12 protein-coding genes are annotated in these 12660 nt (G+C 66.6%); 4 read left to right on the top strand and 8 right to left on the bottom strand.

Features of this window, described 5'->3' with window-relative positions:
* Window positions 1-47 precede the first annotated feature (47 nt).
* The gene (locus tag P0D77_RS10535) at window positions 48-515 is read left to right on the top strand and encodes an archaellin/type IV pilin N-terminal domain-containing protein (protein ID WP_277553029.1); all 468 of its coding nucleotides are present in this window, start codon (window positions 48-50) and stop codon (window positions 513-515) included.
* Between the two features lie 55 nt (window positions 516-570).
* On the top strand, window positions 571-807 hold the full coding sequence (locus tag P0D77_RS10530; RefSeq protein WP_277553028.1) for a DUF5822 domain-containing protein: 237 nt from the start codon (window positions 571-573) through the stop codon (window positions 805-807).
* Between the two features lie 53 nt (window positions 808-860).
* Here the strand turns inward: P0D77_RS10530 and P0D77_RS10525 are convergent, their stop codons facing one another.
* Together P0D77_RS10525 and P0D77_RS10520 are read right to left on the bottom strand one after the other, a co-directional pair.
* Window positions 861-1385, bottom strand: coding sequence for an HAD family hydrolase (locus tag P0D77_RS10525; RefSeq protein ID WP_277553027.1), 525 nt, complete (start codon window positions 1383-1385; stop codon window positions 861-863).
* Window positions 1386-1389: 4 nt separating this feature from the next.
* The gene (locus tag P0D77_RS10520) at window positions 1390-2553 is read right to left on the bottom strand and encodes an acyl-CoA dehydrogenase family protein (protein WP_277553026.1); all 1164 of its coding nucleotides are present in this window, start codon (window positions 2551-2553) and stop codon (window positions 1390-1392) included.
* A gap of 160 nt (window positions 2554-2713) precedes the next feature.
* Between P0D77_RS10520 and P0D77_RS10515 the strand changes: the two genes are divergently transcribed.
* Window positions 2714-4027, top strand: coding sequence for a carboxypeptidase regulatory-like domain-containing protein (locus P0D77_RS10515; RefSeq protein WP_277553025.1), 1314 nt, complete (start codon window positions 2714-2716; stop codon window positions 4025-4027).
* A 24-nt stretch (window positions 4028-4051) separates the two neighbouring features.
* On the opposite strand, the gene P0D77_RS10510 is transcribed toward P0D77_RS10515, so the two are convergent.
* The 6 genes from P0D77_RS10510 to P0D77_RS10485 all read right to left on the bottom strand — a co-directional run bounded on the left by P0D77_RS10510 (window position 4052) and on the right by P0D77_RS10485 (window position 9470).
* Window positions 4052-5248 carry an alanyl-tRNA editing protein gene (locus P0D77_RS10510; protein ID WP_277553024.1) on the bottom strand — a complete coding sequence of 399 codons (1197 nt, stop codon included), beginning with the start codon at window positions 5246-5248 and terminating at the stop codon, window positions 4052-4054.
* Between the two features lie 49 nt (window positions 5249-5297).
* Window positions 5298-5831, bottom strand: a complete 534-nt coding sequence (locus P0D77_RS10505; protein WP_277553023.1) for a helix-turn-helix domain-containing protein — start codon at window positions 5829-5831, stop codon at window positions 5298-5300.
* Window positions 5832-5891: 60 nt separating this feature from the next.
* Window positions 5892-6848 carry a D-2-hydroxyacid dehydrogenase gene (locus P0D77_RS10500; protein ID WP_277553022.1) on the bottom strand — a complete coding sequence of 319 codons (957 nt, stop codon included), beginning with the start codon at window positions 6846-6848 and terminating at the stop codon, window positions 5892-5894.
* Between the two features lie 60 nt (window positions 6849-6908).
* A complete protein-coding gene (locus P0D77_RS10495) occupies window positions 6909-7622 on the bottom strand; it encodes a fumarylacetoacetate hydrolase family protein (RefSeq protein ID WP_277553021.1) in 714 nt (237 codons plus the stop codon).
* A gap of 63 nt (window positions 7623-7685) precedes the next feature.
* Window positions 7686-8990 (bottom strand): malate synthase AceB, encoded by a 1305-nt coding sequence (gene aceB / locus P0D77_RS10490; protein ID WP_277553020.1) that lies wholly within the window; start codon window positions 8988-8990, stop codon window positions 7686-7688.
* A 108-nt stretch (window positions 8991-9098) separates the two neighbouring features.
* A complete protein-coding gene (locus P0D77_RS10485; RefSeq protein WP_277553019.1) occupies window positions 9099-9470 on the bottom strand; it encodes a VOC family protein in 372 nt (123 codons plus the stop codon).
* Between the two features lie 144 nt (window positions 9471-9614).
* Here P0D77_RS10485 and P0D77_RS10480 point away from each other — a divergent pair, with 144 nt between their 5' ends.
* Window positions 9615-12650, top strand: a complete 3036-nt coding sequence (locus P0D77_RS10480; RefSeq protein WP_277553018.1) for an FAD-binding and (Fe-S)-binding domain-containing protein — start codon at window positions 9615-9617, stop codon at window positions 12648-12650.
* The last annotated feature ends 10 nt before the right edge of the window (window positions 12651-12660 follow it).

Below are 12660 nucleotides of genomic sequence, written 5' to 3'. Positions count from 1 at the left end.
ATAGCCGCGGCGCAATCGTTAATCTCACCACACAGCGATCCGGGGTAGTGGCTGACCGTGGCATCTCGCCTGTCGTCGGTGTCGCACTGATGGTCGTCATCGTCGTGTTGTTGGGTGTCGTCGTCGGGTCGCTCGCACTCGGGTTCGACGAACGCCTCGGCGAACCGGGACCGCAGGTCGCGCTGGACGTGACGACGTACTCGGCGACCGGCGACGACAACTCCGGGCGACCGTATCTGGAGATCCACCACCGCGCGGGCGACATCGCCGACGGGACGGAGGTGTTCATCCGTGACGAATCCGGCAACGAGATCGCGTGGAGTACCGTCTGGACAGCAGGGCCGACTGTCGGACCAGGATCGTACGCCCACATCGACGGCTGCGGGAGCGACGGTGCACTCGACGTCGTCTCCACGGCGGGACAGACGTACACAGTCCTGTTCAAGAAGGACGGGAAGACGCTCGTGATCCACGAGGTGCCGGTTCCGGAACCGCCGGAGACCGTCGGCTGTTGAGACGACCCGACACCAGAACCGACACCGCTTACCTCGTCGCCTCGAACGTCGGGATGTGCCAGAGCGCGTCGAAGAAAGCGATCCGGACGGCGTCGATTACGGCTGGGTGATGCAGGTGACGTTCGTACTCACCGTCACTGCTGGGTCGGTACTCGTCGCCCTCCTCTCGGCGTTCGTGACGCTCCCGACGTGGGGCGCTCGCGCCGGGTTCGCGATCCGCGTGGGAGCAGTTATCTGGATCTGTACCGCCGTCGGCGCGTACCTCTACGAGAAACGGGTTCGAGCCGCGTAAGCGATCACGGGCCGAGACGGGTGTCCGTCGCGACCGTGTGACGTGTGTGGACCTCAGACCCACCGGAACTGCACACCGGCGCGTTCGGCGGTCAGTTCGTCACGTTCGGAGTCGCCGACGAATAGTGACTGCTCCGGGGGCGCGCCGAGGTCGCGAAGCGTCGCCAACAGCGGTTCGGGATCGGGTTTGTACGTCGCGACCGAGTCGCGGCCGACGACGCTCTCGACGTGGTCGGTCAGGTCGTGGCGGTCGAGCGCACGCCGACAGGCGACCTCGCAGTTGAGCGAACACACGCCGGTCGGAACCGACAGCGGGAGGTCGTCGGCGTGGCGAAGCCGCGTCGATGCGGCCGCGCCGGCCGTCTCGTGGTCTGCCAACACCGACTCCAACTCCGGTCGAAGCCCGGCGTCGTCGGCGCGTTCGAGGAGGTCCCACAGGTTTGCGCCCCGAGCGTCGTGGCCATTTCGCTCGAACAGGTCGATGGCGTCGCTGGCGGCGACGTTCCAGTCGACTGCCAGATCGACGAGCGTGCCGTCCAGGTCGAACACTACAGCGTCGAACGCGTCGTAGTCGGGCACGGCGTTACAGGAGTTCCCGCGCGATGATCGTCTTCTGTATTTCGGTCGTCCCCTCGTAGATGGTCGTGATCTTCGCGTCGCGGTAGAAGCGTTCCACGTCGAACTCGCTCATGTAGCCGTACCCGCCGTGGATCTGTACCGCTTCGTTCGCCACGTCGACCGCAGACTCGCTGGCGAAGTACTTCGCCATCGACGCCGCGAGTCGAGGGTCCTCACCGGTATCGGCCTGCCGCGCGGCCTCGCGAACGAGTAGTCGCGACGCCTGCACCTTCGTCCCCATCTCCGCGACCTTGTTCCGGATCGACTCGATCTCTGCGATCGGTCGGTCGAACTGCTCTCGTTGCTGGGCGTACTCGGTCGCCTCGTCGAGTGCCGCCTGCGCCAGACCCACAGCCTGTGCCGCAATAGCGATCCGCCCGCCGGTGAGCGTCTTCAGCGCCGCCGACAGCCCTCTCCCTTCCTCGGTGAGGCGGTAGCGCTCGGGAACACGGACGCCGTCGAACTGCATCCCGACGGTGTCGGAGGCGCGCAGGCCGAGTTTCTCCTCCTTCTTGCCGACCGTCACACCGTCGTAGTCGGCGGGCACGAGGAACTGCGTGATCGACCCGTCGTCATCGGCGTCGGTCTTCGCGAAGACGATGTAGACACCTGCCCGAGCGCCGTTTGTGATCCACTGTTTCTCGCCGTCGATGACGTACTCGTCGCCGTCGCGTTCAGCGGTCGTCGACATCTGCGCGGGGTTCGACCCGGCGTCGGGTTCCGAGAGACAGAACGCTCCGACCGGGCGACCGTCGACCATCTCCGGAAGCCACTCCTCGCGCACTTGTTCGGAGCCGAAGTTGGCGATACAGGAGGTGGCCAGGCAGTGGACCGACAGCGCCGTCGCGACTGCGAGTTGCCCGTACGCCAGTTCCTCGTTGACGAGGGCGTACGTCGAGCGGTCGGCGTCGAAGCCGCCGTACTCCTCGGGCGTCGTCAGCCCCGTGAGGTCTAACTCCGCGAGACCGTCCCACGCCTCTTCGGGGAACGTCTCCGTCTCGTCGGCCTCCTGCGCCCCCGGCCGAAGTTCCTCGACGGCGAACTCTCGAACCACCTCGCGGATCGCACGCTCCTCCTCGGTCAGCGAGGAGGCGGAGTGGCCGTACGCGCCCGCGTTCGCGTATGTCATACGTCTTGCTACGGCGCGTGGTGGTTAAGAATACCCCACTTCGGGGTCGTCACCACACAGCGAGCGACTCCAGACCTCCGGCTGGGACACGAGTTATCCAGATCTTTCTCGCTCGAACGGTGTGTGTACTATTGAGCCGGGACCCCGTTTCGGACCGCAGATGCGCTCGCTCACTCGGCCGTTCGTCCTCGCGACGGTCACCCTCCTCGTGTTCGCTCCGGTAACTGGGACGTTCGGCGTCGGTCTCGTCGGCGCTACCGACGGCGACGCTCGACAGCTAGCGGAGACCGCCACCCTCCAAGAGGCGACCGTGACGCTCACCGTCGCCGTCGAGACGCCCGCAGGCGACCCCGTCAGCGGCGCGACGTTGACCGCAGACTGGGACGGCGGCTCTGCGACCGCGACGACCGCGAGCAACGGCCGTGCGTTCCTCGACGTTCCCGAGGGCGCGACGGTCGAACTCAGCGTCGACCACCCCGACTACGTCCGGAACTCCCCGGTCGTCGTTGAAGATGCCGAAGAACAGACTGTCACCGTCGACGTCCGCCAGCGCGGTAGTCTCACCGTTAGCGTCGAGGACACCCGAGGCGATGCCGTCGACGACGCGCAAGTGATCCTCCGGCAGGGTGGCGCAATCGTCGTGAACGGCCGGACGAACACCAACGGCGGCTTCTCGACGGGCGTCATCGAGCAACGAGAGTACGGCCTCACCGTCGTCAAAGAGGGCTTCTTCCGGGTGCAACGGACCATCACCGTCGGCGACGGCTCGCGCGAGACTGTCGAACTCGAACGCGGGTCGGTGACGCTGTCGTTCGAGGTGGTGGACCCCCGATTCGACCCAGCCGAACCCGTCGCTGACGCGCAGTTGACGCTCGAGACCGCCGGAACGTTCCAGACGCTCCAGAACGGCGAGGCGACCGCACAAGTGCCCGTCAACTCCGATCTGGAACTCACTGTGACAAAGGAGGGGTACGGCAGCGACACCCGAACCGTGAACGTCCGCGAGTCCGCGATGACCGTCCGAGTCAACCTCAGCAGGACGCCCGAACTGAACGTCACCGCGGTCAACGAACGCGTTCTCGTCGGCGAGCGAAACGTCGTCACGGTCGTCGACGCCTACGGCGACCCCGTCCCCGACGCGACGGTGTCGCTCGACGGCGAGACGGTCGGGATGACCGGCGGCGACGGGACCATCACCGTCCGGTTCGAGGAGGCCGGGAACCACACGGTCGTCGCCGAGGCCGACGACCTCACCTCCCAACCGCTGACCATCGTCGTGGTCCGCGCGCAGACGGCGACTGCGACGCCGACCGCCACTGCGACCGCGACCCCCACGGCGACCGACCAACCGCTGACGACCGACTCCGCCGAAACCGGAGTTAGCTTCCCCGGATTCACCCCGTTGACGGCGGTGATCGCGGTGCTCGCCGTGGCATCGCTGTTCGTCGGCTACTCCCGGCGGTCGAAGCGCTGACGCGCGCAGACTCCGCAGGCGGCTTCAGCAATCTTTGAGGAATCCGACGACCTCCGCCGGAGGCGCACCAAGACCGCCGCCCTGGGCGAACGACGGCGACCCACCACCGCCGCCGCCGAACGCCGCGGTCACGTCGTTGACGACCTCTCCAGCGTCCACCGCACCGGCGCTCGCGACGACGACGAACGGTGCGTCTCCGTCACCGACGACGGCGACGACGTCGGCTTCACCCGTGTCGACGAGTGACTTCGCGGCTTCACCGACGGCGTTCGCGTCGAACTCCGAGAGCGTGCCGACGCGCCACGTTGTCCCGTTGCGGTCGACGTGGTCGAGCGACGCAAGACGACTCGTGATGACCTCTCCGCGGAGCGACGCTACCTGCGAGGCGAGGTCGTCGCGTTCGTCGGCGATCCGCGAGACTGCGTCCGGAACGTCGTCGACGGCGACGCCGAGTTCACTGGCGGCCTCGCGTGCGATTCGGTGGACGGTCGCACTCCGTTCGACGCCGACCGGGCCGACGGCGAACTCGACGCGGGTGAGTCCCTCGCCGGGGTTCGAACGGTCGAGGACGGACACCGGCCCAATTTCGCTGGTGTTCGAGACGTGCGTGCCGCCGCAGGCGGCGTCGTCCCAGCCCTCGACGGTGACGACGCGCACGCTGTCTGCGTCGGCCATCACGTCCTCCTCGGTCTTGGTGTTGAACGCCACCGACTCGTCGGCGCGCGCCTCCTCGACGGGCACCTCACGCCACGAGACGGGGTGGGAGTCCCAGACCGCACGGTTGACGAGGCGTTCCAGTTCGACGAGCACCGCGTCGGTGATGTCGGTAGAGGTCTCGAAATCGACCCGAACTTTCTCGTCAGTAATTCCAAATCCGCCGTAGCCCAAGTCGTCGAGGACGCGTCGCCCCGCGCCGTAGAGCACGTGGCTCGCAGTGTGGGCGCGCATACAGTAGGTGCGGAAGTCGTCGTCGACGACGCCCGTGACGGTGTCACCAGACTCGAACGATGGCTCGGATTCGAGCGTGTGGACCACGGCGTCGGGCGTCGACTGCACGTCGACGACGGTGGCATCACCGAGCTGGCCGCGGTCGGCGGGTTGGCCGCCGCCCTCGGGGTAGAAGTACGTCTCGTCGAGGGTGACGGTACGGCCGTCCACAGATTCGACGGTCGCTTCGAACTCCCGGACCTCGGGGTCGGCAGGTGCGAGCGAATCGCTCATACGGGGTCGTTGCCGCGGGGGGCGAAAAATCGTCCGCCGAGTCGGGTGGTTACTCGTCGATCAGCGTGACGTCGAGTCGCTGTTCGAGGGCCCGAATCGTCGACCCGCCGACGTCGGCGCGGGCCGCCCGGCCCTCCTCGACGGCGTGGAGGTGCGTGTCATCGACGCCGAGTTCCGCGGCGAGTTCGTCGACGGTCAACTCCTCACTCTGGCGCGCCTCGGTGACGACCTCACCGTACCCTTTCACCAGATACGGGAGGCGGTCTTTCTCGTAGTCGGTTCCCTCACGCTCCCATCGCGAGGAGTCGCCCGATGAGGCGTCCATCGCGCGAGCGACGTTCTGTGCGGCGCGCTTCTTGCGGCTGGGTTCGTCGGCGTCGCGGCCCTGTCCGCCACCACCGCCGCCGCCACCGCCGGAACTCCGGCGCTTCGCGTTGTCGTCGTGGGGCGCGCAGTCCGAGCACACGAGGAGGTTCGCCCCCGCGACGTTCGCCTGCGAGAGTTTGGTGTCCTCGCGGCCACACAGTTCGCACGCGTCGCCGGAGCCGCCGCCACCGCCGCTGCCGGTGGAGTACTTCGCCATACACTCTGCTACGTCCGGAGAAGGTTAAAACCGTGTTCCGTCGCTGATACTGCGTGGCCGTCAGACGACGCGGTTCTCCAACTCAGGGGTGCCCTCGCCGTCGTGTTCCTCCAGTCGCCGGACGTTCTCCGCGAGGATGTCGGCGACGCGGTCGAAGTAGCGCGGCGTGTGCCCCGCGTTGTGCGGCGTGATGTGCACGTCGTCGAAGCCCCACAGCGGGTGGTCTTCGGGGAGTGGTTCGGGGTCGGTCACGTCGAGGAACGCTCCGCGGATGTGGTTCCACCGGAGCGCGTACACGAGGTCGTCGGTGTCGACGACGGGGCCGCGGGCGATGTTCACGAGCATCGCGTGTGGCGGGAGCGTCCGAAGCGCGTCGCGGTCGACGAGACCCGCCGTGGTGTCGGTCAGCGGGCACGCCAGCACCAAGTGGTCCGTCCGCGCAAGGGCGTCGTGCAACTCGTCGAAGCCGAACACCTCGTCGGTCGGGCCACCCTTCTCCGGGGTGTAGCGCACGCCGAGCGTCTCGACGCCGAACGGCTTCAGTCGCTCGACGACAGCGGTTCCGATTGCCCCGAGGCCGACGACAGTGACCGTCGAGTCGTACAGTTCCTGCGTCTGGTAGGCGCGCCACTCGCGGCGGTCCTGCTGGCGGGTCGCACGCCGGAAGTCGCGTGCCAGCGAGACGAGTGCGCCGACGACGTACTCCGAGATGTTGGGGGCGTGGACGCCCGACGCGTTGGTGACGGCGACGCCCGCCGCCTCGAACGCGTCGAGGTCGAGGTGACCCGTGCCGGCGTACACGCCGGAGAACAGGCGGAGCGACTCGGCGGCGTCGAGGTGGTCGCTCGTGGAGAATCCCTCGCCTGCGACGACGTCGGCGTCGCGGATGGCCTCGCGTTCACGCTCTGGTGTGTCCGCGACGAGTACCTCGTGGTCGGGCAGTCGCTCGCGCACGGCTTCAGCGAACTCGCTGGCCGGGTGACCGTGTATCTTCTGTCGAGTGATGACGATGCGCATAGGCGGCGCGACGACCGGGCACGACTTAACGCCCCCGGGACATCGCGTCGCCTGCGACCGTCAGCCCTCGACGACGGTGTTGGTGAGCGTCCCGACGCCCTCGTAGGTTATCTCGACGGTGTCGCCCGGGTCGACGAGGCCGGGGTTGGCGGGCGATCCGAACGCGATGCAGTCGCCCGGGCGGAACGTGAACCGCTTGGAGAGGAACGAGACGATTTCGTACGGGTCGAACAGCATCAACTCGGTGTTGGCTTCCTGGCGACGCTCGCCTGCGACGTCGGTGTGCATATCTATACTCGTCGGGTCGACGTCTGTCTCGATCCACGGGCCGAGCGGTCCCGACGCGGTGAACGCCTTTCTCGCCGTCCGGCCCTGCTGGTCGAGAGCGTCGACGTCGTTCATCACGGTGTAGCCGCGTACAACCTCGGGTACCTCCTCGGGTGCGAGGTCAGAACACGGTTCGTCGACGACGGCGACAAGTTCGCCCGCGTAGGTGAGTTCCTCGGTCCACTCGGGGTACGGGATGGGGTCGCGGTTGCCGACAACTGAGTGCGGCGGCTTGATGAAGAAGTCGGGTTCCTCAGGTCGCTCGTAATCCATCTGGTCGAGCGTGGCGGCGAAGTTGCGCCCGACACAGAACAACGCGTCCGGGTCACACGGCGCGAGCAGATCCGATTCGTCGACCGCGTACTCCGCATCGTCGGTCACGAGCGTTCCGTCGCGGTACTCCCCTTCGCGCACTCCGTCCGGGGTGGTGGCACGTGCGAGTCGCATACCCGACCCTGCGACGCGGGGGGCGAAAAAGGTCCAGATACCGGGGCGTCGTGTGCCGGCCGGTCAGTTGCCCACGTCTGTCGCGCGGGCGACGACGTCCGCGCCGTACATCTCCTCCAGTTCTGCGTGCTGGTCCGGACGGTTGCGGTAGACGTCCTGGAACAGCGTGATCGGCGTCTGGGCGGCCTGATACGTCGCCTCGTCCCACATTCGGTCTTTCTCCAGTGACACCTCGACGCCGTCGATGGCGACGGTCGCCGACTGTGTCATCGCGATAGCACCCTTACCGGCCTCCTTGGCTGCCTCGAACTCCTCCATCGACTCGACGATGTCGTCCATACTGGGTACGTAGGAGGTCAAATCGAGGAGCGTCTCGCGGAGTTCGTCCTCGTCGAGGTGGTGGTCGTCGCCGGCGACGACGAGAGTGTAGCCGTCGTCGGTCTCGGTCAGCGAGACGTCGTCGCCGTCGTAGACCTGCGAGTCACCCTCGGGCGTGAGTTCGACGTCCTCGCCGTCGACGTCGAGTAGCCACGTCCCGGTCTTGGGCGGGAGCGGTGCGGTGTTGGCCACCTCCACCTGCGTCGGCGTGAGCGACCAGATGCCGGTCATCCCCTTCGCGCGGTTGTCCTGCATCCGTTCGCGGTACCCCTCGACGTCGCGGATGTTGTCGTACGGCCCGTCGACGGCGATGAGTCCCGCCGCACTCGCGCCGCGAGAGGTGTTGTGGCGCAGTTCCGGCCACGGCGGGAGTTCGCCCGTCGGCGTCATCGCACGCATATCCTTCGTGTAGTCGACTTCGCCGTCGACGAGGAGGAACATCCGTTCGAGCGTGTTCGAGGGCTTGCCCATCTCGTCGCGGATGCGGTTCAGCGCGATTTCGGCCTCACCGCTCTCGACGATGACCGACATCGAGAGACTCCCCTCCTCCAAGCCGTGTTCGGCCTCGATGATCTGGAAGCACTCGTCGGCTTTCTTCCAATCGTCGATGTCGCCGACCTCGGGGATAACGAACCCGTCAATGTTATCCACAGCGCCGTTCTCGGGGTCGGCGATTTCGAGCATCTGCTGGAATCCGGAGTATCGCGTCGTCGGACTCTCGCGGTGCCAGACGACGCGGGGGTGAATCTCTCCGGGGAAGTCGGCGCCGTGTTCGGCGACCACATCGATGATGTTCTGGACCCCCTCCTCGCGCATCGACGGCGCGGTGGCGTCCTCGTTGTCGGGAACCCACACGTCGGGCGCTTGGATCCCTCGGAGTTGCGCCGCCCGTCGGATCATCTTCGCGGAGTCGTCCTCTCCCTGCACCGCCGTCGGTGAGGTGAAGAAGGTGCGGACGAACTCGCGGTCGTAGTTTCGTTGGACACTCATGTCTGCCGATTTTACAGACCGAGGGAATTATCATAAACGTTCGTTCCAGACACAGTTTTGCCCCGGTCGGCGGCCACGAATTCGCCGGCGTCGGGAGCGACCAGCCGACTACTCCAACGGCTGAACCAGTTCGACCGTGTGGCCGTCAGGGTCTTTGAGGAACGCCGTGCGTGCGCCTGCCTCGGGTTGGTCGCCGGGTTCTTTCACGACGCCGTGGTCGTCGATGCGGTCGAAGGCGGCGTCGACGTCGTCCACCTTCACCGCGAAGTGGTCGTACGCGGTGCCCTCGTCGAACTCGTCTTCCCCCTCGGTGTCGGACAGTTGGAGTTCGACGCCGTCCTCGTCGGCGACGTAGACGTTTCGCGTCTCGCCGTCTGCGGTCGTGAACTCCCACGAGCGCTCGAAGCCGAGGTTGTCAGCGTACCAGTCGGCCGCACGGTCGGCGTCCGCGACGTTGAGACAGACGTGGATGAACGTCATACAGAAGGAGGCGGTCGGTCGGACAATAACGGTTGGCCTCGGCGCAAGCGACGTTCGCGCCGACTGCCCTCCGAGCGCGTCGCTGTACGGCTGGTGGCAACAATTGACAAAGCGTTTTTACATTATTGTTTCTTGAGGTACGCTATGGCAACACACGGCCCATCGTCGGATCGGCGGTGGGAGACGTCCGCCGCGTCGCTGGGTCACGACCGATCGGACGTGCCCGAGTACCGGGCGCTCGCGTCCGACCTCCGCGACCGAGTGGCGGGCGAGGTGCAGTTCGACGAGTACGCGCAGGTGCTGTACGCGACCGATGGCTCCATCTATCAGGCGCGGCCGGCGGGCGTCGTCTGCCCTCGTGACGTCGACGACGTAGTCGCGACCCACGAGGTCGCCGCCGAACACGAGGTGCCGGTCTTGCCGCGTGGCACCGGGTCGTCGCTCGCGGGCCAATCGGTCGGCCCTGGCTGTGTCGTCCTCGATATGACGGTTCACATGGACGACATCGTGGACGTGGACCCCGACGGAAAGCGGGCGACCGTCCAACCCGGCGTCGTGCAAGACCACCTCGACGCCCGCCTCGCCGAGGACGGTCTGAAGTTCGCGCCCGACCCCGCATCCTCGGGCCGTGCGACGGTCGTCGGCGGCATCGGCAACAACTCGACGGGCGCACACTCGGTTCGCTACGGCATCACCGACGCCTACACCGAGGAACTGCAGGTCGTCCTCGCGGACGGGACACGGATGCACACCCGCGAGGTCGTCATCGACTCCGCAGAACACGAGGCCATCATCGACGGCGGCGGGCACGAGGCGGAACTGTACCGTATCGTCGAGGGACTGGTCGAGGACAACGACGCCGAAATCGCCAAAAAGTACCCCAACCTCAAGCGGTCCGTCTCGGGGTACAACCTCCACAAGGTCATCTACGAGAACGAGGACGGCGAGGAGGTGATCAACCTCTCGAAACTGTTCGTCGGCGCGGAAGGAACGCTGGGAACCATCGTCGAGGCGACTGTCTCACTGGTCACCAAGCCCGAGGAGACGGCGCTGGCGCTGTACTGCTTCGACGACCTCGTGGACGCGATGGAGGCGGTCCCTGTCGCGCTGAACTACCCGGTGAGCGCGGTAGAGTTGATGGACGACGAGGTGTTCCGCCTCGCCCGCGAGTCGACCGAGTACGCCCAGTACGAGGAACCCATCCCCGACGGCACGGCGGCGGCGCTGATGCTGGAGTGGGACTCCGAACTCGTCGACGACTTCGAGGGTGCCGTCGCGGACACCAACGCCGAGTTCGTCGACTCGGGTGCGGCGTTCGACGTCCTCGAAGCGTACACCGACGAGGCGCAGGGCAAACTCTGGAAACTGCGGAAGGCGGCGATTCCGCTCTTGATGAGTCTGGAGGGTGACCCGAAGCCGTATCCGTTCATCGAAGACGCGACGGTTCCCCCGGAGGAACTCGCGGAGTACGTCCAGGAGTTCGAGGAGGTACTGGAGCGACACGGCACCTCGGCGGCGTACTTCGCGCACGCGGGGTCGGGGACGCTGCACATTCGCCCGATTCTGAACCTCAAGCAGGAGGACGGCATCGAGACGATGCACTCCATCACCGACGACGTGACCGACCTCGTGTTGGAGCACTTCGGAGCATTCTCCGGCGAACACGGCGACGGCCTCGCGCGAACAGAGTTCAACCCCAAGATGTACGGCCCCGACCTGTGGGGCGCGTTCCAAGAACTCAAATCCGCGTTCGACCCCGAGTGGCGGATGAACCCCGGGAAAGTGGTGTACGTCGACGCGGAGACGGCAGACGAGCGGGGGTACCCGGACTCCGCCGCCGACACCGATATGCGCGAGAATCTCCGCTACGGCGCACAGTACCAGTCCATCGAGCCACAGACGGCCATCGACTTCGACGACGAGGGCGGCTTCGCACACCTCGTCGAACTGTGTAACGGCTGTGGCACCTGCCGGGAGACGGAGGGCGACGTGATGTGTCCGACGTACCGTGCGTCGGGTGAGGAGATTCAGGCCACTCGCGGGCGAGCGAATATGCTCAGAGCGGCCATCTCGGGCGAACTGAGCGAAGACCAGATACACTCCGAACGCTTCCAAGAGGAGGTGCTCGGCCTCTGTGTCGGCTGTAAGGGCTGTATGTCCGACTGCCCGACCGGCGTCGACCTCGCGAAACTGAAAGCGGAGGTGAAACACGAGCACCACCAAGAGGAGGGCGCCGGCCTCCGCGAACGCCTGTTCGCCGACATCGACACCGCGAGTCGGATCGGAAGCGCCCTCGCGCCGGTCGCGAACGCTGCGACGAAGGTGCCCGGCGCACGGACGGTGATGGAGAAGACGCTCGGCATCGCCGCCGACCGCGAGTTGCCGACCTTCACCCGCGACACCTTTCGCAAGCGGTTCGAGCGGCGCGGCGGCGCGCAGGTCAGCGAGGCCGACGCCGACGCGAAGGTGGTGCTGTTCCCGGACACCTACACGAACTACAGTATGCCCGACGCGGGGATGGCCGCCGTCGAAGTGCTCGAAGCGGCGAACGTCCACGTTCGCGTGCCGGACGACCTCTCGGCCTCGGGTCGGGCCGCGTTCTCCGGCGGCTTTCTGGAGAAGGCTCGCGACTGCGCCCGCGAGAACGTCGACGCCCTCGCACCGCTCGTCGCCGACGGCTACTCGGTCGTGTTCGTCGAGCCATCGGACGCGGTGATGTTCCAAGACGAGTATCTGGACCTCCTCGACGGCGACGAGGTGGAAGCCGTCTCTGCGGCGAGTTACGGCGTGTTAGAGTACGTCGACACCCACCGCCTCGACGAGGCGATGGCGTTCGCGGCAGAACCGGAGTCCGGTGAATCGCTCGCGTACCACGGCCACTGCAACCAGAAGTCGATGAACAAAGACCACCACGCTGTCGGCGTCCTCAGACGGTCGGGCTACCGTGTCGACCCGCTCGACACCTCTTGCTGTGGGATGGCCGGGAGTTTCGGCTACGAGGCAGAACACTACGACCTCTCGAAAGCCATCGGCTCGATGCTGTTCGAGGCCGTCGACGACAGTGGTGCGGAGGCGGTCACCGCACCCGGAGCCTCGTGCCGGTCGCAGTTGGGCGACCGCGACGACGACAGCGAGGAGCCACCACACCCGGTGGAGAAGGTCGCGGCGGCGTTACAGTAACTCCCGCACC

The sequence above is a fragment of the Halobaculum limi genome, from assembly GCF_029490015.1.
GTDB lineage: Archaea > Halobacteriota > Halobacteria > Halobacteriales > Haloferacaceae > Halobaculum > Halobaculum limi.
Note: the sequence above shows the minus strand (reverse complement) of the source record. Positions and strands in the feature narration are given on the sequence as shown.